Origin of the sequence: Maribacter sp. 1_2014MBL_MicDiv, from assembly GCF_001865655.1 — a bacterium.
GTDB lineage: Bacteria > Bacteroidota > Bacteroidia > Flavobacteriales > Flavobacteriaceae > Maribacter > Maribacter dokdonensis.
Window position 1 is genome coordinate 2,389,564 of the sequence record NZ_CP011318.1, and the last position, 24,273, is coordinate 2,413,836.

General features: G+C 36.3%; 25 protein-coding genes. 4 read left to right on the forward strand and 21 right to left on the reverse strand.

All coding sequences use genetic code 11. The annotated features are described in order from the left end of the window. Positions 1-8: 8 nt before the first annotated feature. From YQ22_RS10045 to YQ22_RS10060, 4 genes are read right to left on the reverse strand one after another with little or no spacing between them, the layout of a single operon-like run. A complete protein-coding gene (locus tag YQ22_RS10045; protein ID WP_071341092.1) occupies positions 9-2,480 on the reverse strand; it encodes a ligase-associated DNA damage response DEXH box helicase in 2,472 nt (823 codons plus the stop codon). Positions 2,481-2,522: 42 nt separating this feature from the next. Further along, a complete protein-coding gene (locus YQ22_RS10050; RefSeq protein WP_071341093.1) occupies positions 2,523-2,840 on the reverse strand; it encodes a GIY-YIG nuclease family protein in 318 nt (105 codons plus the stop codon). A gap of 48 nt (positions 2,841-2,888) precedes the next feature. After that, entirely contained in the window at positions 2,889-4,571 is a 1,683-nt protein-coding gene (locus YQ22_RS10055; protein WP_071341094.1) for an ATP-dependent DNA ligase, read from the reverse strand. Then, a complete protein-coding gene (locus YQ22_RS10060; RefSeq protein ID WP_071341095.1) occupies positions 4,568-5,593 on the reverse strand; it encodes a ligase-associated DNA damage response exonuclease in 1,026 nt (341 codons plus the stop codon). Before YQ22_RS10060 ends, YQ22_RS10055 begins: the two co-directional genes overlap by 4 nt. A gap of 102 nt (positions 5,594-5,695) precedes the next feature. Here YQ22_RS10060 and YQ22_RS10065 point away from each other — a divergent pair, with 102 nt between their 5' ends. After that, positions 5,696-6,118, forward strand: a complete 423-nt coding sequence (locus YQ22_RS10065; protein ID WP_058104129.1) for a tellurite resistance TerB family protein — start codon at positions 5,696-5,698, stop codon at positions 6,116-6,118. Positions 6,119-6,172: 54 nt separating this feature from the next. Here the strand turns inward: YQ22_RS10065 and fbp are convergent, their stop codons facing one another. Further along, complete coding sequence (gene fbp / locus YQ22_RS10070; RefSeq protein WP_058104128.1) at positions 6,173-7,183, reverse strand: class 1 fructose-bisphosphatase; 1,011 nt, start codon at positions 7,181-7,183, stop codon at positions 6,173-6,175. 108 nt (positions 7,184-7,291) lie between these two features. Here fbp and YQ22_RS10075 point away from each other — a divergent pair, with 108 nt between their 5' ends. The 3 genes from YQ22_RS10075 to YQ22_RS10085 all read left to right on the forward strand — a co-directional run bounded on the left by YQ22_RS10075 (position 7,292) and on the right by YQ22_RS10085 (position 10,970). Further along, positions 7,292-7,774 (forward strand): GNAT family N-acetyltransferase, encoded by a 483-nt coding sequence (locus YQ22_RS10075; protein ID WP_071341096.1) that lies wholly within the window; start codon positions 7,292-7,294, stop codon positions 7,772-7,774. 44 nt (positions 7,775-7,818) lie between these two features. Then, positions 7,819-9,066 carry an aspartate kinase gene (locus YQ22_RS10080; RefSeq protein ID WP_058104126.1) on the forward strand — a complete coding sequence of 416 codons (1,248 nt, stop codon included), beginning with the start codon at positions 7,819-7,821 and terminating at the stop codon, positions 9,064-9,066. 83 nt (positions 9,067-9,149) lie between these two features. Continuing rightward, positions 9,150-10,970 carry a GNAT family N-acyltransferase gene (locus tag YQ22_RS10085; RefSeq protein WP_071341097.1) on the forward strand — a complete coding sequence of 607 codons (1,821 nt, stop codon included), beginning with the start codon at positions 9,150-9,152 and terminating at the stop codon, positions 10,968-10,970. A 1-nt stretch (position 10,971) separates the two neighbouring features. On the opposite strand, the gene YQ22_RS10090 is transcribed toward YQ22_RS10085, so the two are convergent. From YQ22_RS10090 to YQ22_RS10165, 16 genes are all read right to left on the reverse strand, one after another. Beyond that, a complete protein-coding gene (locus YQ22_RS10090; protein ID WP_071341098.1) occupies positions 10,972-11,472 on the reverse strand; it encodes a GNAT family N-acetyltransferase in 501 nt (166 codons plus the stop codon). Positions 11,473-11,513: 41 nt separating this feature from the next. Beyond that, entirely contained in the window at positions 11,514-11,837 is a 324-nt protein-coding gene (locus YQ22_RS10095) for an ArsR/SmtB family transcription factor (protein WP_071341099.1), read from the reverse strand. Between the two features lie 78 nt (positions 11,838-11,915). Continuing rightward, the gene (locus tag YQ22_RS10100) at positions 11,916-12,362 is read right to left on the reverse strand and encodes an NINE protein (protein WP_071341100.1); all 447 of its coding nucleotides are present in this window, start codon (positions 12,360-12,362) and stop codon (positions 11,916-11,918) included. Positions 12,363-12,415: 53 nt separating this feature from the next. Beyond that, entirely contained in the window at positions 12,416-12,802 is a 387-nt protein-coding gene (locus YQ22_RS10105; RefSeq protein WP_071341101.1) for a VOC family protein, read from the reverse strand. A 6-nt stretch (positions 12,803-12,808) separates the two neighbouring features. Beyond that, complete coding sequence (locus YQ22_RS10110) at positions 12,809-13,264, reverse strand: DUF1801 domain-containing protein (protein ID WP_071341102.1); 456 nt, start codon at positions 13,262-13,264, stop codon at positions 12,809-12,811. Continuing rightward, positions 13,248-14,210 (reverse strand): 2-hydroxyacid dehydrogenase, encoded by a 963-nt coding sequence (locus tag YQ22_RS10115; protein WP_071341103.1) that lies wholly within the window; start codon positions 14,208-14,210, stop codon positions 13,248-13,250. The genes YQ22_RS10110 and YQ22_RS10115 overlap by 17 nt, the downstream gene beginning before the upstream one ends. Positions 14,211-14,220: 10 nt before the next feature. Then, the gene (locus YQ22_RS10120) at positions 14,221-14,586 is read right to left on the reverse strand and encodes a cupin domain-containing protein (RefSeq protein WP_071341104.1); all 366 of its coding nucleotides are present in this window, start codon (positions 14,584-14,586) and stop codon (positions 14,221-14,223) included. A gap of 116 nt (positions 14,587-14,702) precedes the next feature. Then, positions 14,703-16,055: a magnesium transporter gene (gene mgtE, locus YQ22_RS10125; RefSeq protein WP_058104117.1), complete on the reverse strand. Its 1,353-nt coding sequence runs from the start codon at positions 16,053-16,055 to the stop codon at positions 14,703-14,705. Beyond that, on the reverse strand, positions 16,042-16,908 hold the full coding sequence (gene rsmA, locus YQ22_RS10130; protein WP_071341105.1) for a 16S rRNA (adenine(1518)-N(6)/adenine(1519)-N(6))-dimethyltransferase RsmA: 867 nt from the start codon (positions 16,906-16,908) through the stop codon (positions 16,042-16,044). Before rsmA ends, mgtE begins: the two co-directional genes overlap by 14 nt. Before the next feature lie 17 nt (positions 16,909-16,925). Beyond that, the gene (locus YQ22_RS19415) at positions 16,926-17,561 is read right to left on the reverse strand and encodes a DUF4286 family protein (protein ID WP_071341106.1); all 636 of its coding nucleotides are present in this window, start codon (positions 17,559-17,561) and stop codon (positions 16,926-16,928) included. 71 nt (positions 17,562-17,632) lie between these two features. After that, complete coding sequence (locus tag YQ22_RS10140; RefSeq protein ID WP_442914835.1) at positions 17,633-19,351, reverse strand: tetratricopeptide repeat protein; 1,719 nt, start codon at positions 19,349-19,351, stop codon at positions 17,633-17,635. A 128-nt stretch (positions 19,352-19,479) separates the two neighbouring features. Continuing rightward, positions 19,480-20,127: a DUF1801 domain-containing protein gene (locus tag YQ22_RS10145; RefSeq protein ID WP_071341108.1), complete on the reverse strand. Its 648-nt coding sequence runs from the start codon at positions 20,125-20,127 to the stop codon at positions 19,480-19,482. A gap of 37 nt (positions 20,128-20,164) precedes the next feature. Beyond that, positions 20,165-20,491 carry a DMT family transporter gene (locus YQ22_RS10150; RefSeq protein ID WP_071341109.1) on the reverse strand — a complete coding sequence of 109 codons (327 nt, stop codon included), beginning with the start codon at positions 20,489-20,491 and terminating at the stop codon, positions 20,165-20,167. Positions 20,492-20,636: 145 nt separating this feature from the next. Next, complete coding sequence (serS, locus tag YQ22_RS10155) at positions 20,637-21,908, reverse strand: serine--tRNA ligase (protein ID WP_071341110.1); 1,272 nt, start codon at positions 21,906-21,908, stop codon at positions 20,637-20,639. Positions 21,909-21,986: 78 nt separating this feature from the next. After that, positions 21,987-23,318, reverse strand: a complete 1,332-nt coding sequence (locus YQ22_RS10160; protein WP_071341111.1) for an HTTM domain-containing protein — start codon at positions 23,316-23,318, stop codon at positions 21,987-21,989. Positions 23,319-23,320: 2 nt separating this feature from the next. Then, a complete protein-coding gene (locus YQ22_RS10165; RefSeq protein ID WP_071341112.1) occupies positions 23,321-24,247 on the reverse strand; it encodes a bifunctional riboflavin kinase/FAD synthetase in 927 nt (308 codons plus the stop codon). Positions 24,248-24,273 lie beyond the last annotated feature (26 nt).

Below are 24,273 nucleotides of genomic sequence, written 5' to 3' on the forward strand. Positions count from 1 at the left end.
AAAATTACCTATTTCTTCATCAATAAGGCTGCCATTTTTTTAATTCGGTCTGCTAATTTTTCACTAGATAGTTTTTCGCGCCCAACACGTTCTGTAATTAACGGGAAGGAGAATGGTGTGGGTTGCTTGCACGCTTTCCAAACAATTTCTTGCGTGGCAATTCTTTCTAAGGATAATCGTAATCGCCCTTCTTCCAACTGGTGCTCAAAGGTTTCGGTAAAGGCTTGTTGGAAGAGTAAATTTTCTGGTTCGTAATCCCTAAAGACATCGAACAATAGCTGAGAACTGCTTTGCAAGTGTTTCATTTTAATACCTTTTTTTGGGTATCCGGTAAAGACCATACCACTTATAATGGCAACATCCCTAAATCTTCGGCGAGCCATTTCTGTGGCATTCAGACTTTTTTGCAGATCATCCAGCATAAAATCTGTAGTGAACAGGTCATTGTCCAGTACTTGCTGAATGTCTATGGGTTGGTCGGATAATAGTTCAAAACCATAATCATTAAATGCCAAAGAGAATGTAATAGGGGATAGTAAACTTATGCGATATCCTAAAAGACTGCCCATGGCTTCATGAACAAATCTGCCTTCAAAAGGGTAGAAGAGGTGGTGATACCCGTCTCTGGTCTTAAAGGTTTCAATTAAAAATTCTGATGGTTTGGGTACAATACTATCTCGTCTTTGTCTTTCAAAAAGTGGAGCCAATGCCCTTATTTCTTCAGATTGATTTTTTATTGGTTCGCCTGAACTGTATAATTCATTTCGCAATAATTCTGACATTTGTGCGGAAAGGGTGAGTCGGCTCCCCATCCAACTAGAAATTTTGTTGGTTTTTTTGTTGCTATTGCGCACCTGCACCGTCATTTCTTTTATTCGGATGAATTCTAGATTTCTACCGGCAAATGTAAACACATCGCCTTTGTTGAGTTTAGAAACAAAAAACTCTTCTATAGACCCTATATATCCTCCTTTTTGATATTTAACAGATAAGTTTACATCGCCAACAATAGTACCTATTTGAAAACGGTGCCGCATGGCAACACCACGGTTATTGACCTTAAATTTGCCATCCTCCTCAATTTCTACCTTTTTGTATTCATCATAACTTTGTAGGCTTTGACTGCCCATCACCAAAAAATTCAATAACCATTGCCATTGGTTTTCGGTCAGCGTTTGGTAGCAAAAAGTTTGCTTTACTTCTTGAAAAATTTCTTTAGGGTAGAATCCGTCAGATATGGCCAAGGTGGTCAAATATTGCAATAGCACATCATAGCTGTTAAGGTAGGGTATACGGTCTTCAACAGAATTCATTTTTACCGCTTTTTGTAAAGCCGATGCTTCAATAAGCTCAATGGCGTGTGTGGGTAAAAAATAAATGACACTTTCCTTACCGGGACTATGACCACTGCGACCGGCACGTTGTAAAAAACGAGCAACACCTTTGGGTCCTCCAATCTGTACTACCGTTTCTACAGGGGCAAAATCTACTCCAAGATCTAAACTTGAGGTGCAAACCACTGCTTTCAACTGTTCATTGCGAATTGCATTTTCAACCCAAACGCGAGTTTCTTTATTAATGCTGCCATGGTGCATTGCCATTTCTCCCGCATATTCAGGGTGCTTTTCCAAGATTTTTTGAAACCAAATTTCACATTGGCTGCGGGTATTGGTAAAGAGTAAAGTGGTCTTGCTATTATTGATGATGGGGACAACATCTTCCAAAAGGTGTAAACCCAAATGACCGCGCCATGGAAAGGTTTCCATTTTTTTGGGAATAATACTTTTAACCGTAATTTTTTTGTTGAGTTTGGCTTTTATGAGCACCGAGTTTTTTATCGTTTTAGAATCAATGCCCAACAAAACATCTCGTGCCTGTTCTAGATTGCCAATGGTTGCAGAGATGCCCCAAATTCTTAATTGTGAGGATATATTTTTTAAACGTGATAAAGCAAGTTCCATTTGTACGCCACGTTTTGTGCCTAAAATTTCATGCCATTCATCTACTACAATTGCCGAGCAGTCTTTAAAAATTTTGTCATAACCTTTTGTAGCAAGCAGTAACTGGAGACTTTCTGGAGTGGTGATCAGCAGATCGGGCATATTCTTTTTTTGTTGCGCCCGCTCTTTGGTCGTAGTATCTCCAGAGCGAATACCCACGGTCATCTGTGTGTCCAGGTCTTGCGTAATACGTTCTGCCGATTGCTTAATTTCTTGCGATAATGCACGTAATGGCGTTATCCAAATAGCTTTTAGCCCTTTTTTATGTTTGGTCTTGTAGTTAGGATTGCTCTTAATGTAATTTAAAACAATGGGAAACCATAAGGCATAGGTTTTACCACTACCGGTTGGAGCATTTAATAGTCCGTCTTTACCTTGTAAAAAGGCTTTCCAGGTATCTTTTTGAAACTTGAAGGGTTTCCAGTTTTGTTCCTGAAACCAGTTTTCTGCTATATCGTAGAATTCTTGTCTTTTTACCATTGCGAGTAAAGCGAAGCAATCTGTTTAATTTATTCTTGAATTTTATTTTTTGTTCCGAAACTTAAAGTTATCATCTAACCAATTAATGGAAAGATCACCCCATTCAGGATTCATTGAGTTTATTAACTCTTCCTTTTTTTTCCGATTGCCAGCTTTTAATTTCAATTCTCTTTTAAATGCATCTTCCACATTTTCAAATTCCTCAAAATAAACTAGTATATCGCAATTGTATTTCTTGGTGAAAGCATCTGGATATATTCTGCTTTTATGTTCATTTATTCTTCTTTTAATATCATCTGTAGCTCCAACATAAAGAACTGTTTTATTTTTATTGGTTGTTATATAGACATATCCTTTCATTTTATTTAGGCTTGTGAAATCAACAGATATAAATTAATTTTTCGTTTTTTATTTAACAGATTCCTTCGCTTCGCTCGGAATTAATCCCTTCAAATCACCCAAGGTATTTGCTTCATGGATGTTTTTATCTTTTCTCCAGCGTAGCATTCTGGGAAAACGGGTAGCAACACCACTTTTATGTCGTTTGGATAATGCTATACCCTCAAAGGCGATTTCAAACACGTGATGCGGAGTAACACTACGAACGGGTCCAAATCTTTCTAAAGTATTTTTCTTTATCCAAGCATCAAGTTTTCTAAATTCCGCATCGGTTAATCCGGAATATGCTTTTGCAAAGGTTACCAGTTCTTTTTCTCCTTCTTCATTATCCTTCCAAAGGGCAAAAGTATAATCTGTAAAAAGATTACTTCGCCTACCATGACCGCGCATGGCATAGGTAAGAACAGCATCTATGGTCAGTGGGTCAACTTTCCATTTCCACCAATCGCCTTTCTTACGACCGACTAAATAGGGCGAATCTTTTCTTTTTAACATTAAGCCTTCACTGTGCATTTCGCGAGAGCGGTCTCTTTCTTCAGCCATCTCTTCCCATGAATTAAAATATATGGTTTTAGAGAGGTGAAGGGGAACATCACTTCGGCTACGCTCAGTAACCCCACTTTGGCTTTGCTCAATGTCTTCACTTCGGCTATGCTCAGTGACATTTTTAAAAAGATGTTCTAAAATTTCTCTACGTTCTACAAAAGGTAATTGGCGAATATCTTCTCCTTCCCATTCAAGAATATCATATGCTTTTAAGATTACCGGAACTTTTTTTAAAAGTGCGGCGGTTACGTTTTTCCTACCAATGCGGGTTTGTAAATCGTTAAAGGTGCCAATACCACCTTTTGAAAAAGGGAGAATTTCACCATCTATGACCGTACCGTTTGGAATAACGCCTATGAATTTTTCAAATTCGGGATACTTATCCGTTACCAATTCTTCACCACGGCTCCAAACAAATAATTCATTGTTTCTTAAGATCACTTGAGAACGAATTCCGTCCCATTTATGTTCTGCAGACCATTCTTGTATATCGCCTAGGTCTGATACTTCACCTTCAATGGCATAAGCCAAATAAAAAGGGTAAGGTTTTGAAAGGTAATCGCTCTCATTTTCCTCTAAAACCAATTGCTGAAAAGTTATTTTATTCGGGTCCCAATTGCCCATTAATTTATAGGCTAGAATATCTTCATCAATTTGGGTGGCTTTTGCAAGGGCACGTGTCATTAGTTTTTGACTTACCCCAATTCTGAATCCGCCAGTAATCAGTTTAGTGAACACAAACCGTTCGTAATAGTTTAAAACACTCCAATTTTCGTAGAGATACGCTCTTTTTTCTTCCTCTGTCTTCTTTTTAAGGGCAATCATTTCTTGAAGAAAATCGGTTAAACTTTTGTCCGATGATTGGTCGGCTGCAGGAATGACCAATGCTATGGTTTCTGCGAGATCACCAACAATATGATAGCTTTCTTCAAATAACCACAATGGAATGTTAGCCAATTCTGAAGCCCAAGTTCTTAATAACGTTGTATTTACCGGTCTAGGTGGTCTGCGATGCGATAAAATTGCTATGGTCCAAACCTTATCGGCATCATCGGCTTTAAGAAAATAGTCGGTCAATGCCTGTACCTTAACCGTAGTTTTGTTGGTACTATCCAAGGTTTTTATAAGCTGTGCAAAATTTCTCATACAGATGCTGTCGATTTTGAAGCTAATGCAGCTTCTGTTTCTTCTTCACCATATTGCGTAGCTTCCGTACGGGCATCATATCCTTGTTCCCGTAAATATTTCGAGAATATATCGGTATAGCCATGTGTACAGATAATTTTTTCGGCGCCTGTAGCTTCAATACTTTCTAAAAGACCGGGCCAATCGCAATGATCGCTTAAAACAAAACCTTTGTCAATAGCCCTTCTTCGTCTTGCTCCCCTAAAGGTCATCCATCCGCTTGCGGAAGCAGTAACATAGGGTACCATTTTTCTGATCCAAGTACTACCATGGGCACTTGGTGGTGCTAAAACGATGTTGCCCAATAGCTGCTCTTTTTTGGTGTCTCTGGTAATTAAAGTGGTCTTGGGAAAATCTACCATCGGTCTAAGTACCTGGGTCATATTTTCAATGGCGCCATGGGTGTATATTTCTCCTATGTCGGTATCTAGGTACTTTAATAATCGTTGTGCTTTGCCTAGACTATATCCAAAAAGTATGGATGTTTTACCTTCAGCGCTATTTTCTGCCCACCATTTATTGATGTTTGCTAGAACTTCTTCTTGGGGTGTCCATTTAAATGCAGGTAGTCCAAAAGTACATTCTGTGATAAAGGTGTTACATTTTATAGGTTCATACGGTGTGGAAATACCATCATTTTCAGTTTTATAATCTCCTGTAAAAACCCAAACTTCATCTTTATGTTCTACCCTAATCTGTGACGAGCCAATAATATGCCCTGCTGGATGAAGACTAAACTTTACATTATTGACCGTGAAGACTTCTCCCCATTCTTTTCCGGTAACATTTATTTCACCTAAACGATGTTGAATAATTGGTACGTTGCGGTGGTGGGTTATATATTTCTTATGACCATATCTACTATGGTCTGCATGCCCATGTGAGATTATGGCGTGGTCTACCGGTTTCCACGGATCTAGGTATACATTGGCTTTTTCGCAAAAAATACCATTGTTGGTAAATTGTAATAAGGGAGTTTTCATAGCATTGTCAAGTTACAAATTTTGTATTTTAACAAAGTTGATGTCAAAGTAAACTATGACCTCTAAAAAAATTATATTTGCTCAATAATTAAAAAATAAGATATGTCTTTTGCAGATTTATATACTAGCGGTGAGCACAGAAGAAATTTGGCCCACTTTGCAGCTTTGGCAACTTTAGCGTCAGTAGACGGTGAAATTAGTACAGAGGAAAGAAAAATGCTAGATCGTTTTGCTACGAAACTAGATATCACCAAATCTGAGTATGAGGAGGTTTTTAAGAAAGAAAATAAATATCCAATAGATTCAACGCCAGATTCCGAAAAAAGATTGGAGCGTTTATATGACCTATTTAGAATTGTTTATTCTGATCATGAAATTGATGATGAAGAAAGAATTCTAATTAAAAAGTATGCTATTGGTCTTGGTTTTACCGGTGATAAAGCAGATAAGGTTATTGAGCGTTCAGTAGCTATTTTTGGAGGAAAAATCGATTTTGAAGATTACTTGTATTTATTAAAGAAATAATTTTTATCCTTGAAAAGGGGTAAAGAAAAAGGGAGCTAAAAGCTCCCTTTTTTATTAATGATATTTATCTAAAAATTCTTGAAGTTTTATGACCATGTTCTTACTTCCACAGAAGAAAGGAACCCTTTGGTGCAGTTCTGTTGGTTGTATGTCCATAATTCGATTTTTGCCGCCAATTGCAAGTCCGTTCGCTTGTTCGGCTAAAAATGCCATAGGGTTACATTCATATAGTAACCTTAATTTACCGCTTTCAGTAACACTACTTTTAGGGTACATGTAAATGCCACCTTTGATCATGTTTCTATGAAAATCTGAAACCAATGATCCAATATATCTTGAGGTATATGGTCTATCATCCTCTTCCATTTGGCAGTACTTTATATAATCTTTTACGCCTTGGTGAAAATGCACATAATTACCTTCGTTTACGGAGTAAATTCTACCATCTTCCGGGAATTGCATATTTGGGTGCGATAGGTAAAAAGTACCCAATGCAGGGTTTAAGGTAAAACCGTTTACACCATCACCTGTGGTATACACCAACATAGTAGAGGTGCCGTAAACAACGTAACCGGCGGCAACTTGTTTGTGGCCAGGCTGTAAAAAATCTTCCATAGTAACAGGAGTTCCAATAGGAGTAACCCGTCTGTAAATAGAAAAAATGGTACCCACGGAAACGTTTACATCGATGTTAGACGAGCCGTCTAATGGGTCGATCAGTACTACATATTTGTTCTGGTGGTTATCATCGTTACTGTTGATGCTGATAAAACTATCTTCCTCTTCCGAGGCGATACCACATACAATTTCCCGGTTTTTTAATGTTTGAATAAATTTATCGTTCGCGAAAAGATCTAGTTTTTGTTGGTCTTCACCTTGAATGTTGGTTTCGCCTACGCCACCTAGAATATCAATTAGTCCTGCTTTGCTTACCTCATGGTTTACAACTTTGGCCGCTAATCTAATGGCATTAATAAGTTTTGATAATTCGCCCGAAGAGTACTGAAATGAATCTTGATTTTCAATAATAAACTCCCCTAGGGTCTGATTTCTTTTTGGAGACATTCTTTAGTTTATGGTTATATACAAATATCGTGTATTTTGTTAAACGTTTCATTTTCATTTTAATTACATTTTTTAAATTTATAACTTTGTGTTTTATTTGTAACAATTATGGAGTATACAATTAGAGTTGCCCAAGCAGGGGACATGGAACAAGTGCATCAATTAATTCAAGAATTGGCCACTTTTGAGAAGGAAGAACACGCCGTTGAGGTTAGTGTACAAGATTTAAAGGAACATGGTTTTGGCAAACAGAAATTGTTTCACTGTTTTGTTGCAGAAAAGAATCAAAAAATTGTAGGTATGGCATTGGTATATCCAAGATATTCCACGTGGAAAGGACCGGTTATTCATTTAGAAGACCTGATCGTCACCAAAGAAATGCGCGGAACAGGATTGGGTACTGCGCTTTTAGATGAAGTGGTGAAGTATGGTGATGAATTAGGAGTAAGAAGAATTTGCTGGGAAGTGCTGGATTGGAACGAGCCTGCTATAGGTTTTTATGAAAGTAAAGGTGCCAATGTAATGAGAGATTGGGATGTAGTTCAATTAGATCAAAAAGGTATTAAAGCATATTTAAATGCCATTGCATAAGAACTAAGGAAAAAGAAAATAAATAGATTAGATATAGATTGAATATGAGGGTTTTTAAATTTGGAGGAGCATCTGTAAAAGATGCAAATGCGGTTAAAAATGTAGTTAAGGTTCTAAGGGAAGTAGGGTATGATAATACGTTACTGGTAGTTTCGGCAATGGGGAAAACCACCAATGCCATGGAAGATATTATTAATGCCTATTTTAATGATAAACAAGAAATACCAGCTAAGGTTTCTGAGTTGGTCGATTATCATCATGCTATAGTGTCAGAATTATTTCCAAATGCTTCACATACCATTTATAAAGAAATAAAAGTATTAATCGATGAAATAAACGGCTTTCTAGTTTGGAACAAATCTCCTAATTATAATTTTGTTTATGATCAAATTGTAGGTTACGGTGAGCTGTTATCTACAACAATAATTAGTGCGTATTTAAAAGAGATTGGCATTGCAAACCAATGGTTAGATGTTAGAAACTATATTAAAACAGACAGTAGTTATAGAGATACCACTGTAGATTGGGAACGTACGCAAAAGAACGTAACCAATATTGATAAAAAGGTTCTTAACATAACGCAAGGATTTTTAGGCAGTGATGACAATAACTTTACAACAACCTTGGGACGTGAAGGTTCTGATTATACGGCAGCTATTTTGGCCTATTGCCTAAATGCGGATTCCGTAACCATTTGGAAAGATGTTCCAGGCGTTTTAAATGCGGATCCCAGATATTTTGAAGAAACACAATTACTTAACAATATCTCGTATAGAGAGGCTATTGAACTTGCTTTTTATGGGGCATCCGTTATTCACCCTAAAACATTGCAGCCTCTACAGCGCAAGGAAATTCCTTTGCACGTAAAATCTTTTGTCAACCCAAAGGATAAAGGTACTACGGTAGGCAAGGGTGTAGGTATAGAACCAAAAGTACCTTGCTTTATAGTAAAGAAGAATCAGGTACTAATGAAATTATCCTCATTGGATTTTTCATTTATCGTAGAAGACAGTATTAGTGAGCTTTTTAAATTATTCCATCAGCATAAAATTAAGGTAGATTTAATTCAGAATTCCGCTATTAGCTTTTCTGTTTGTATCGATAATAAATTTGGAGGATTGGCTGCGTTATTACAACAGCTAAAAAGTAAGTTTAAAGTGGTACACCACGAGAATGTTTCTTTATATACCATAAGGCATTTTGACAATAAGGCTTTAGAGACCTTGCAAAACGGACATGAGTTGTTACTGGAGCAGCGCGGTACGGAAACCGTTCAATTGGTAGTGAAGTAATACAGTCATTATTTCACTAATTTATTATTGGTAGCTACTTTGGCTATTTGCCTATATTTACATTTTAAAATGAGGATGAATATATGGGTTTAGTCACCGCAAAAGAAATAGCCAAAGCCATTAACCTCTCCAAATATGGGGTATTGGGTACCTTTGTTGGTTGGGTGTTAATGAAGGTTACACGTATATCGGCTATCAATAGATTTTATGATTCTATTGCCCATTTAGAGGGGGAAAGTTACGCCAATGCCATTTTAGATCATTTTGATATTGACTATGAAATTCCTGAGGAAGATTTTAAACGTTTGCCCAAAGAAGGACCATACGTTACTATCAGTAATCATCCTTTGGGGGCAATTGACGGTATTCTGTTATTCAAGCTAATGTTGCGTCAACGCCCAGATTATAAAATAATGGCGAATTTTCTTTTAGAGAGAATGGTGCCTTTAAAACCTTATATATTACCGGTAAATCCTTTTAATAACCATAAAGATGCTAGAAGCAATTTAGCCGGATTCAAGAAAACCTTAGAACATTTAAAGAATGGTCATGTACTGGGTGTATTTCCTGCGGGCGAAGTATCTACGTATAGAGACGGTAAGTTAATTGTTGATAAGCCTTGGGAAGAAGCGGTCATTAAACTGATTAGAAAGGCAAATGTACCCGTAGTACCCATATATTTTCATGCTAAAAACAGCTCTTTGTTCTATAGGATCTCTAAGTTGGGCGATTCTTTAAGAACTGCCATGATACCTTCACAGGTTTTTTCCCAAAGCAATAGACCGATCAAAGTTAGAATTGGTCAACCTATTTCACTTACCACCCAGCAAGAACAGCAAAGTATTGAAGAATATACTGATCTTTTGCGCCGTAAAACATACATGCTCTCTAACGCCTATGAGAAAGAGCGTTTAATTGATCAAATACCTACTTCACTTAAACTGCCCAAGCAACCAAAGAAAATTGCGGATGCGGTTCGTAAAGAGGTTATGGAGGGTGAAATTGAGAAGCTAAGGGAGAAAGATTGTAGGTTGCTGCAGAGTAAGAACTATGAGGTTTTTTTAGCTAAAGAAAAGGATATGCCGTTTATCTTAAAAGAAATTGGTAGACAGCGAGAGGTAACGTTTAGGGCAATTGGAGAAGGTACCAATAAGGCAATAGATCTTGATGATTTTGATACCTACTATCACCACCTTTTTCTTTGGGACGATGATGCTAAATGTATTGTTGGTGCTTATAGAATGGGTATGGGGTCAGAGATATTTCCTGCTCATGGTATAGATGGTTTTTATGTACAGGATTTATTTAGGGTAGAGCCAGAACTCTATGATATGATGAAGCATTCCATAGAAATGGGTCGTGCCTATATCACGAAAGAGTATCAGCAAAAACCAATGCCATTATTCTTGCTGTGGAAAGGTATTGTGCATACTACTTTGCGTTTTCCAGAACATAAGTATTTGATAGGCGGTGTAAGTATAAGTAACCAGTTCTCTAATTTTTCTAAGTCTTTGATGATCGAGTTCATGAAGTCCAATTACTGGGATCCCTATGTGGCACAATACATTAGGCCTAAAAAGGAATTTAAGGTGAAACTAAAGGATGCCGATAAAGAATTCGTTTTTGATGAAACCCAGGCCGATTTAAATAAGTTTGATCGCTTGATCGATGAAGTAGAACCTGGTAATTTACGCTTACCGGTTTTAATTAAAAAATACATTAAGCAAAATGCAAAAGTGGTGGCTTTTAATGTTGACCCACTTTTTAATAATTCTGTAGACGGATTGATGTATATTAAAATAGCAGATCTGCCGGAAAGCACGGTTAAACCTGTTATGGAAGAATTTCAAGCTGAATTGGAGCGACGATTACTTGAAGGTCAAAATACTGATAACGAAGCATAATTTAATCTATACCAACAACTTTGCTACGTCTTTCAAAAAGCACGTTATCTACCCATTTACCATGTAATTTTCCTATACGCTCGCGTTTACCTATCATTCTAAAACCTGTTGCTTCATGAACTTTTATGCTTCCATAATTTGTAGGGAATACGCCAGATTGTAATGTCCAAATACCTTCTTTTTCACTTGCGATTATGACGTGTTCCAGTAACAATTTTCCAAGACCTTTACCTCTACTGTGATCAGCAATGTAAACGCTAATTTCTGCTACACCACCATAAACACATCTATTAGAAACGGGAGAGAGGGCAACCCAACCTAATATTTCACCATTGCTTTCAGCAACAAAACGACAGTTTTTCATGTGGGCTGCATCCCATGCTTCAAAGGTTGGTGCACATGTTTCAAAAGTGGCTATGCCGGTTGAAATACCTTCTACATATATATCTGATACAGCATTCCAATCAGTAGCCAACATTGCTCTAATGGTTATATTATTCATACTTTATTAGCTTTAATGGAATTCAATGATTTTAATATTCATTAGCAACAATTACTTTTAGTAGTATTAAAAAATGAATTCAACAAGTCCTGTATTGCTGTCCATTTTTGGAGATTTATACAGTAGCAAACTTTTTTACCTTCAATTTCACCTCTAATTAAATCAATACTCTTCAATTCTTTTATATGCTGCGATATTGTCGGTTGTGCCAAACCTATTTCATCAACAATATCATTGCAAATACAAGCATCTTGCCGACTTATGTATTGTAGTATGGCAATGCGAGCGGGATTAGAAAGCACTTTAAAAATAATAGCTAGGTCATTTTGCTCTGCATTGAATATTTGTGTTTTCGTTAATCCCATAAGATATTTGTATATAGCAATATTACGATATTAAAAAAGTTAAAAAAAGCCAGATAGATCATATCTGGCTCAAGTTATTTAGAACCAAGGTTTTTTACCTACTTGGTACGTGTTATAAAATTCTTCGTCTGATTTTGTTAGGTAGATGATACCTTCAATTAATCCAATAACGCCCGGTATCCAAAAGAAAAAAGCTCCTATAACTAAACAAGTGGTGGCATAACCAGCAATTGTTACCCCTAAAAGTATAAATCCTTCTTTTTGATAACCCAATAAAAATTTATGAACCCCTAAGGAACCTAATATAATTGCTAAAATTCCTACTAAAACTTTTTTGTTTTCTCCTCCTGCTCCACTAAAAGCTTCCCTTGCTCCAGCAGTAAATTCATCGGCAGTTTTCTTGGCATTCTCACTAAATTCTTTAGCTGATTCTTTTGCATCTTCAGAAAATTCTTTGGCAGATTCTTTTGCGTTATCAAAAGCATCTTCAGCCTTATCTCCGAAATTTTTATTCTCGTCTGACATTTTAATTGTTGTTTGGTGGTTAATAGATGTTAAATGTAGCAATTATTTTAACATCATAAAAATGCTTTATCAACTGGTTCCCAAAGTTCTATCTTGTTTCCATCAGGGTCTAAAATCCATCCAAATTTTCCATATTCAAATTCTTCGATCTCACCAATTACCGTGACCCCTTCTTCTTTTAAAACTTTCAAAAGTTCTACAAGATTCTCAACCCTAAAATTCATCATAAAACTAGATTTGCTAGGATTAAAATAGGTAGTGTCTTTATTCATAGGGCTCCATTGTGTAGAACAGTCGTTTCCTTCTTTATCTTTCCACCAAAAAGTACAGCCATATTGATCGGTAGTTAAACCTAAGTGTTTGTTGTACCAATTTTTTGAATGATCGGGATCTTTGGTCTTAAAGAAAAAGCCACCTAGTCCCGTAACTCTTTTTTTCATATCTATTTATCTTTTAATAGTATTTTCATACAGATGGATCCAATTCTTTACGGTCATTTTAGTGCACAGTTCTTCTATTAAAGAATACGGGATGTCATCCATACTCTTAAATCGTATACAGCTTTTGCCCATATCCAATTTACGTTTGCAATATTTGGGGTATTCGTCCTTAAACCAACTCATTAATGTGTTGTCTGCATAAATGCCTGAGTGGTACAGTGCAATATAATTTTTTTGCGATGCCAAATTAATGAAAGGTAAAGGTAGTTCTGGTTGAACATGATAACCTGCCGGATAAAGCGAATGTGGCACTACATAGCCCAGCATACCATAACTCAATTGCTCTGTAAAGCCCTTAGGCAAATTTTTAAGTAAAATTGTCCTTAGCTTTTCAAATACCTCTTTGCGTTCGGGTGGTAATTGAGCAATATATTCGTCTGGTGTGTTAGCTTTGTACTTCATTGTAGCTTTCGAATTTTGCCTTTATTTTATCAACTACGGTTTGGGCCAATTTTATTTTGCTTTCTACCGTCCAACCGGCTACATGTGGCGATAGCATTACTTGGTCAGATGCAATTAAATACTGAAATGCCTCAGGAAGATTATCATCTGTGAACATGTTTTCAAACGAAGCTTTTTCATATTCCAATACATCTAAACCTGCCCCTAAAACTTTACCGGATTTTAAGGCATCAACTAAATCTTTGGTTTTTATACATTTTCCCCTGGCAGTATTAATAATCCAAATAGGTTTTTTGCACTTATCTAGATATTCTGCATCTATCATGCCTATGGTTAACTCTGTTTGGGGTACATGGAGGCTTATGACATCCACCCTGCTTTGAAATTCCATTATACCAACTTGGCGTGCGTTTTCATCTTCAACGCCGCCTTTAATATCGTAGCAGATCACTTCTTCCACATCAAAACCTTTTAGTTTTTTAGCAAAGGCCTTGCCCATGTTGCCATAACCGATAACACCAACTACTTTTCCTTCTAGTTCAATTCCGCGATTGCCTTCTCGGTCCCATTTGCCATTTCTAACTTCCTTGTCGGCAGTATTTAATTTGTTGAATAACGATAAAAGCATACCCAAGGCATGTTCACCTACGGCATTGCGATTGCCTTCAGGTGCAGCTGCTAGAAAAATACCCAATGATTTTGCATATTTGGTATCAATGTTCTCAAGTCCGGCTCCTAATCTGCCAATGAACTTTAGATTTTTTGCTTTATCAAGAAATTGTTTGTCTATAGTAAACCTACTTCTAATGATCAGACCATCATAATCGGCTATTTTTGCTTCTATCTGTTCTTTTGAAGAAGTATAATCTTCATCGTTTGTAAAACCTAGTTCAGCAAACTGTTCAATTATTAATGGGTGGTTTATATCTATGTGTAATACTTTCATTTATGTTCAATTATATTTTGGGGTATTCTGTCTTTGTTTTTTCGTCTATTACATTACCAGTATGTGCTATGCCTTGTTTTTCAAATAACATAATATGCACTTCCTCATTGTCTTTGGTTAAAGGGCAATGTTCTACACCTTTGGGTACAATAATTAATTCGCCTTGTCTTACCACTTCCGTACGGTCTCTAAATTGCATATATAGCGTACCTTTTGTCACTTGAAATAGTTCATCTTCATTGTCATGTGAATGCCATACAAATTCACCTTTAAGCTTAGCCAATAATACCTGCATATTATCCACGACACCAATTTTGTGTGGATGCCAATACCCATCTACAAGTTTATGTTTTTCTTTAAGATTAATGCTTTTCATAGGGTTGTTTGCCTTATCCTTTTTGAAGGGTATGGCAAAGAATGATTTAATTAAGGTAAAATTGAATACAGTAAGATACGTAAAGCCTTAGTATTCTAAAAAAGATAGTGGGTTAATTATATGCCCAAAATCAATTTTGCGATAGAGAAGTAAATTAATATACCAAAAATGTCATTACTAGTCGTAATAAAAGGTCCTGTTGCAATGGCGGGGTCAATACCTCTTTTGTCTAAAAACAATGGCACAAATGTGCCTATGAAACCGGCTACTACGATAACGGCGATCAGTGATATGGAAATTGCCAATGAGGTGGGAAAATCCCCTTTCCAAATCCAAGTAAAAATAAGCAGTAAGCAAGACAGGATAAACCCGTTCAATAATGCCAATAACATTTCTTTTATCAATCTATTACTGATGCTTCCTTTAATGTCGTCATTGGCCAGACCTTGTACTATAATAGCACTAGATTGTACTCCAACATTACCTGCCATTGCCGCTATTAGTGGTGTAAATAGAAAAAGTACGGTATACTCACGAAACATTTCTTCAAAACCGCCCATAATTACTGCGGCGGCGGCACCACCAAAAAGCCCTAAGATCAGCCATGGTAAACGAGCTCTAGTTAAATCCCAAATACTATCGTCTGCCTCAACATCTTGTGAAATACCCGCGGCCATTTGGTAATCTCGTTCCGCTTCTTCTTTAATGACATCTACAATATCATCAATTGTAATACGCCCCACCAACCTGCCAATTTCGTCAACCACAGGTATGGCTTCAAGGTCATATTTGCTCATAATCCTAGCTACTTCCTCTGGATCTTCATTAACGTTGACCGAATCTACATTTTTTATAAAAACATCCTTTATGTGGGTTTTGGTAGATGTGGTCAATAAGTCTTTTAAGGATAAACGACCTTTTAGTTTATCTTCATCATCTACTACGTAGATAGAATGTACACGGGTAACGTTTTCTGCTTGTGTGCGCATTTCTTTTACGCATGTAAGCACGTTCCAGTTTTCGTTCACCTTTACAAGCTCTTTTGCCATGAGTCCCCCTGCGGAATCTTCGGCATATCTTAAAAGATCAACAATATCTTTGGCATGTTCCCTATCTTCAATTTTAGAGATAACATCCTGTATTTGTTCTTTTGGTAGTTCACCAATAATATCGGCAGCATCATCTGTGTCAAGTTCTTCTAGCTCGCCCGCAATTTCCTTGGTAGATAAGTTACTAAGAATAGCTTCACGGACATCTTCATCTAGTTCTGTTAGAACATCCGATGTTTTATCGCTGTCCAATAATTTGATCAAATAAGTTGCCTGCTCCTTATCCAGTTCATTAATGATCTCCGCAACATCTGCATAATGCACGGTCCCTAACATAGCATTTAGTTCAGCGTCATTATTTTGTTCAATGAGCTGTTCTATTTCTGAAACTAATTCGTCTGTAAGTTTAAAGGGTGTCATCTGCTATTTTCTTCGTCAATGCAATAAAATCTTCGACCGATAATTGTTCCGGTCTAAGGTCAAATATAGTGTCTTCTCTTAGATTATCTGATAAAGTGAATGTTTTTAAACTGTTACGTAATGTCTTTCTTCTTTGGTTAAAAGCTGTCTTTACTACCCTATAAAGTAGTTGTTCGTCACAAGGGAGTTTAAAATTCTCTTTTCGGGTCAATCTTAAAACGCCCGATTGCACTTTTGGTGGTGGGTCAAAGACATCGGCTTCAACGGTAAATAAATATTCGGCATCATAAAATGCTTGAGACAATACAGAAAGAATACCATAGGCCTTGCTACCTTCTGACGAACATATACGTTGTGCTACCTCTTTTTGAAACATACCCGAAAATTCTGGAATTTGATCACGTAGCTCTAACATTTTAAAAACTATTTGGGTTGAGATGTTATAGGGGAAGTTACCCGTAATGCCAAACTGCTCATTGCCAAATAAAGTAGAGATATCGAAATTTAAAAAATCCGCTTCAATAACCTTAAAAGAACCTTCACCTTGAAATGCCTTTGGATGCTCTAGTGGAAAAGTTTCGTTCAAGTAATTGATAGACTCCGTATCTAAGTCCATGGCCACTAAATTACTGTTGCGTAATAGTAGGTACTTAGTTAATACCCCCGTACCCGGACCAATTTCAATTACATTTTTATAGTCTTTCTGTAATAACGTATCTGCTATTTGTTTGGCAATATTCTCATCTTTTAGAAAATGCTGGCCAAGGTGTTTTTTTGCTTTTACGGGACCTTTTTCTTGATGCTTTTTTTGAGCATATTTATTTCCTTTGTATTTCTTTTTCTTTGTTCCCATAAATCTATTTTAAAAGCTTAAAATTTTGCAATATAAGCCCACGCTTTTTTACCGGAAGCCAATTGAATTTCAATTCTTTCATATGCTTCACCCTCGTATACATCGGCTTTTTGCAATTCTTGATGAGACAGGGTGTACACTTGGCCTTTAATGGAATCTTCCGCTTTTCCTGTATGTTGCAAAGTAGGGTAGAGGTCTGCTATTTTTTGGTCGGATATTATATATGACGGTAATTCATCTTCAAATCCGTTCAAAGGTCTTGCAAAAACTCCCAATTGAACTTCTTTTTCTTGTAAAGTGCCATACGTAAACAAAAAGTGTGTTGCAGTAGCGCGTTGTACAAAATATTCATCTACAACTTCTAATTCTGTTTTGAAAGAAACCAACTGACCGGCAAATTTTTTCTGGATACTTTCTATGAGTGCCGGGGCATCTTCTTCATAGTAACGATCTAATGTTGCCTTATCGGGCACCGTATATTGTACGGAATACGTATAGCCTCCCATATCTTCTTCTACTAGAACCTTGGTGAATTTTGCGCTCAAAAATTTACCGGTAGATAGTACTTGTGGTATATGGGTCTCTTTCATCCATTGCAGCCAAGAGTCATGTGCTGTTTCCTCTATATTGGTGGTAACGTTATATATGTACATGTATTATTGTTCAGATTGAATTGCAAAGTTAGTTCAACTAGACCTGACTATGAATTAGATATCCCTTGAATTTAATTAATGGAGTCTCCCCTTAAAATTCTGAAGTTCTTGCGGGCTTCTGGGAAGTAGTAACTATCTTGATAGTTGTAAATGATTTTTTCATATTGCTCTTTTGCTTTTATGGGGTCATTGAACACTGTTCTGTAAAGTTCTCCCAAAGCATAATAAGCATCATCTGCAAGAATACCATTACCATAGAACGTGATGATTTTTTGGTAATTTAATTGCGCATCATCGTATTTCTTAAGTTTCTCGTATAATTGGGCTTGCTTTAATAAAGCCTCGTCCTCAATTTTTTCTCCCTTATGATTTTCTAGAATGTCACCCAAGGCATTGATCGCCTCATCGTTTTTATTTTGATAGGCTAAAAAATCTGCCCGTGCATATTTTTTCAATGCTGTTTGAGTAGAATCTTCTAATGAATTATCAGATATCAAAAGGCTTAGCTGCATGGCATCATTTGCGATAAGCTGTGAGGTAGAGCTTCTTAAAACTTTTAGTTGGGTTAAGGCCCAATCAAAATCTCCCTTGTAAAAGCTGGTCTGTGCAACTTTAAACCGTGCATTTTGACCTAAAACGTCGTTTTTAAGTTTTTGCTGAATCTGTGAAAAATAGATGAGTGCTTCATTGAATTTTTTGTTGAACACTAAAATATCTCCAAGTGCCAATTTTAAATAGGCAGTGCCTTTATCGCTCATGGGCAGTTCAAGGCTGTTTTTCAATAATTTTTCGGCAGGTGCCGGGTCATTCTTTTTAAAAGTCAGAAAATTGGCATAGGCTACCTGTAGCTGAAGGGTTTGTGATCTGTACCCATAAATATCCACAAGTTCCTCATATTTTTTTTGAATAGCGTCTAACGTACTATCCGTTGCGCCAACCAATTCAATATCAATTAGATTTAATTCTGCATCTAGTTGAACTATTTTATCACTGGTGTTTTCAATGATATAGCTGTAAATATCTTTAGCAATTTCATATTCTTCATTCTCCAGAGCGCTTTGTCCTAAATTTTCTAAACGACTGGTAGAACTGCCATTCATACGCTTAAAAATGGCTTTTTCTTGCCTAAATGCACTACCGTATTGATTTTGTTTTTCAAATAACCAACTCAATAACTCGTTCCATAAAATATCAGGATTCTTTTGAGCGCGTTCCAATAACACTTTTTTTAGCAAAATGTTATTTTGGTTTTCCGGTTCTTCCGATACAAAATCGTCTATGCTTCTTAGAATATTGCTTTTGGAAGTTTTACCATCAATAACAAGATTTAAATACGAATTATACATAGCCTCAACGTTGCCCTGCTCCCCATAAATTCTTGCCAATTGAAAATTGAAGTTTAAAGCGGGGTTTAACTCCATTGATTTTTGAAAAGCCTTTATGGCCATATCCAAAAGGTTGTATTTCTGAAATTGAAGTCCCAAGGCATATCCGTAATTGGGATTTTTATCTATAATGGCCAAAGCTTTGTCGTAATTCTTTTGCGCCAGGTCTTGCTGTTCTTGTAGCGCATAGTTGTAACCAAGGTCAATTAACAGGGTAGGGTAAGGATTGCGGTCATTTAACCGTGCATTCAAAAAAGATGCTGCTTTTTGGTATGCTTCCAACTGTTGGTAGCAAGCAACTAGGTCTTGCACATACTCTGTTCTTCGGGGATTTTTTTCTACCAATTTTTCGTAGAATACTACAGCTTTTTCAAAATCACCATCTGCAAAATATTGTTTGGCCAAAAAATCATCTTGGGCAAAACAAAATGTTGTAAAGGTTATGTATGTAATTAGAAAAAGGATAAACCGCATACTCAAAGATACATAGAATGCTGTAAGTTGTTACAAAGCATATATTATCACAGCATATTTTATGAAATGGTTCCGGTACCCTTATGAGACCCGTCGCAATTGGGCATTCTTTTTGAAAGTCCGCAAACACAATCATTAAGACCTTTTCCGCTTAAAATTCTATTGGTGTATTTATTGATTCGGGCTAACCTTGTCGAAGATTGTTTGGCTTTTGAAAAATGTAATAAATATCCTTTTTGCCTACCAGGGGTCAATTCTTCAAACGCGTTTTTAAAAGCGGGATTTTCCTTAAAAATTATTTTCAATTCTTCAGGGACTTCATAGTCACTAACTTTTTTCGTTGGTGTTATTAGATTTGATTTTTCAATTTCTACGGCTTCAAAAATGTAATCTTTGATCACTTTTTTCATTTTTAAAATATCTTCTGTATTCTTGAACCTTATTTGCCTGCCCGCTTGTACGTTTTCTGTCTGTTGTATTAAAATATTATGTGGGTCTCTAAGCAGGGCACCTTTATAAAATAGAAGAGCGCAGTATTGTTTGAAACCGTTAATTAAAACAATGTTCTTTCCATTTTTGGTGTAGCAAGGATGTTTCCATTTAAAATCTTCTTTAACATCGCATTCCAGGATTATTTCTCGGAGCAATGAAAGTTCATTCTTCCATACTACTTGTTCGTTCAGAAAATCATCCACTTTTAGGTTCATACTTTTTCAATATTGTTTTAAGCCATAATGGTATGAGCTAGTGTGAAACGACTTTAAGGCCTATTATAGATCCGATCAATGTAGTTAAAAATAATATTCGTAAAAAAGTAGCGGGTTCTTTAAAAACAAATATGCCCACTAAAACCGTACCTACGGCTCCAATGCCTGTCCAAACCGCATATGCAGTGCCAATGGGAAGAGTTTGCGTTGCTTTTATCAAGAGTATCATACTTATAGCTAAGGCTATTAAAAAACCGATATACCATAAATACATTTCATTACCGGTAGATTCTTTTGCTTTACCCAAACAAAAAGCGAATGCTACTTCAAATATGCCGGCGATAATTAATAATATCCAATTCATAAGTAACAATTTTAAATATAAAGGTCGAAGAATTAATTGGTATCAAAAAAAAAACGTCATGAAATTTATAAGTTTCATGACGTTTTACTGATTGTTGTAACCTTAAGTTAAATCAACCAAAATTTAAAAGTTGGCTTTTGAGGATTTAATCAATCATATCAAACCCACAATAAGGTACTAACACCTCGGGAATTTTAATGCCATCTGGGGTTTGGTAGTTTTCTAAAATACCAGCTAATACACGTGGTAATGCTAATGAGCTGCCATTTAAGGTATGTGCCAATTGGCTTTTACCGCTCTCGTCTTTAAAGCGTAATTTTAATCTATTGGCTTGGTAGGTTTCAAAGTTTGAAACCGAGCTAATCTCAAGCCATCTATCTTGCGCAGTTGAGAAAACTTCAAAATCAAAAGTAAGCGCAGCGGTAAATCCTAAATCACCACCACAAAGTCTTAGTATACGGTATGGTAGTTTTAATTCACGTAGAATATTTTTCACATGCTCAACCATGCCGTCTAAAGCTTCATAGGATTTTGTAGGGTGTTCTACACGAACAATTTCAACTTTATCAAATTGATGTAAACGGTTTAGTCCACGTACGTGTGCACCATAACTACCTGCTTCTCTTCTAAAACATGGCGTGTAACCTGTATAAGTTATTGGGAAATCGCTTTCATTTACAATAACATCTCTAAAAATATTGGTTACAGGAACCTCTGCCGTTGGTATCAAATAAAGGTCATCTGCGGTTACATGGTACATTTGTCCTTCTTTGTCCGGTAATTGCCCAGTACCATAGCCAGATAGTTCGTTTACTAAGTGTGGTACTTGAATTTCAGTATAGCCCGCTTCAGTATTTTTATCTAAAAAATAAGCTATTAGTGCACGTTGTAACCTTGCACCTTTGCCTTTGTATACAGGGAATCCCGCTCCGGCAATTTTAACGCCCAATTCAAAATCTATGATATCATATTTTTTGGCAAGCTCCCAGTGTGGCAAAGAAGCTTCATCTAATTTTGGCACTTCGCCTTCACTGAATACTTCTTCATTGTCCTCTTCAGAAGAACCTTTTACAACCGAGGTATGCGGAGTATTAGGTAATTGATATAATAATGATTTTAACTCTTCTTCAGCTGCATTTAAGTCGTCGCCTAATTGCTTAGACTCCTCCTTAAGTTTTACGGTCTGCTCTTTCAACAGATTCGCCTCTTGAACTTTACCTGTCTTGTACAATACGCCGATCTCTTTAGAAATCTTGTTAGATTCAGCTAAAACGTTATCTAAACTAGTTTGTGAAGCACGTCTTTTTTCATCTAATCTAAGCACATTGTCCACTAATGGTTGTGCATCAATATTTCTTTTTTCAAGAGCTAGGATAACTTCTTCTTTGTTATCTCTAATGATCTGTATTTGTAACATTGTAGAATTGTATTTGGCTGCAAATTTACTTAATCTAATATTTTAAGTAGCTACTTTTTAAGACTAAACATCAATTATCTATTTTTCTGATTTGATGTATGGGGATGGAAGAATCCAGCTATGGTGTTTTGTTCGGTACCATGTCTCGGCCGCCAAGTCGGTCTTTGAATCTATAAAGGGCTCGTACGGCTTACGGTTTATGCTAATTTTTGAATTTTCTAAGTATACGGAAACGTCCCTATTTTCTTCTTTGAATTCCTTTTTAAGATATTGGGCAAACTGCCAGGCAAAATCTGGGTAAGCAAATATCTTTCGCTCTTGACTACGAGATACGTAATCTTTGGGGTTGATTATAAAAACCTCTTCGGTATTCTTGTCCACTACTTTGTACCTGCCTTTGCCCTGTCTACTGCGTAACATCATACGCCAGCTCATTCTGTGTCCTTCTTCGGTCCATAGCACATCATCTTCAAAAGTATAATGTCTAACGGGTAATAACAGCTGTGTTAAAAAGTATACTGCAGCTACGATCAAAAAGCTGTTTTTATAATTTGGGATGATGACTTTTGATGTGGTAAACGGAATTTTAGATTTAAAGAAAATTTTGCGGATGGTTTCAGGCTCAAAAAAGAAAACACTGAAGGCTATGGATAAATAAGGAAAAATACCAATTTGAAATATGATCGAATTAAATAGGTGAAAGAATAATGAAAGAAAGAAAGCCGCTTTTCTGGTCGGTTTCCAAAGTAATGCCGGTACAATGAGTAAATCAAACAAAATACCAGCAGATCCTATAACAGTATGTATCCAAGGTTCCTGTAAAATATCACCAACAAGCCAATAATTCCTCTTCGAATGCATTAAAACGGCTATGGTACTGAAGTCTAGCCAATCTCCATATATTTTAGCAATTGATGCGTATGTGTAAACAATAAAAAGTTGTAGCACCACAATCCATTTTATGTATGCATACATTGCATTGCTTTCTATCTTGGTGTTAAGCTTAACGTCTATTGAACGGCTTCTTTCGGCAGGAAAAAAGCACATAATCAATGAAATTAAAATAAGAAGATAGTAATGATTGTTATAGGCGGTCTTTTGCATTAAATAAGTAGCCGTCCACATGGTTGTAAACGTTATCATACTTGCCCGGTACTTAAAACCTAATGCAATGCATATGCCCATTAGACCCATTATACCAAAGTAGAAATACATTCCGTTGCCTGGTAAAGGTTGTAAAAAATCGAAATCTATAAATGGAAATTTAAATTTTGGGGCAATTAAATTTCTATTCACCCAGCCGGTAGCAATAGCGCCAAAACATTCAAGTGAGATTAGAATGCCAAAAAAGATTCTAAAAATGATCAATGAGCTATTATCTATGCGTTGAAATAATAACCTATTAAGCATAATTACTTATTTATATAGTGAAGAGATTTTTCTTTGTCTATTGCCAATTGAGCCTTTAGGGCATCAACAGATTCAAATTTATGTTCATCTCGTAAACGAACCAAAATATTAACTTGTAATTTAAGATTGTATAAATCCGCATCAAAATCAAAAAAATTGACTTCTATGGATTGTTTGGTGCCGTTTACGGTAGGGTTAAAACCTATATTCATCATTCCGTAAACTATTTTACCATTAATAGTACTATTTACGATATAGGCTCCATTTTTAGGTATTAGCTTATAGTCTTCCGCAATGGAAAGGTTGGCGGTAGGGTAGCCTAGTTGTTTGCCAATTCCCTTGCCTTTTATGATTGTTCCGGTAAGCATATATTCATAGCCTAAATAGCTGTTGGCGGTTTCAATATCACCTTCTTCCAAAGCTTTTCTGATTTTGGTGCTACTTACCGATACATCATCTATTTCTTGGGCGGGTATCTCGTCTACTGAAAATTCATACGTATTACCAAAAGTGACCAAGTCGTTTATGTTGGCATTACGATTTCTACCGAACCTATGATCATAGCCAATAATTACTTTTTTGGTATTTAAGGTGTTAACCAAAATATCACGGACAAACTCTGTTGCCGTAAGTCTAGAGAATTCTTTTGTAAATGGGTGGATAATAAGAACATCTAACCCTAAGCGCTCTAAAATATTGATCTTCTCATCAATAGTGTTCAAGAGTTTTATATTGGCATCTTTCTGTAAAACCATTCTTGGATGCGGAAAAAACGTAAGAACCGATGATTTCAATGCCGTATTTTTGGCATGATTTATGATTTTGTTAAGTATTTTCAGGTGGCCTATATGCACCCCATCAAAGGTGCCTATGGTAATGACCGTAGGATACTCTTCTTTGTATTTGGAAATGTTGCGGACTGTAATCACCTTATGATAGAAAATAAAAAGACTTA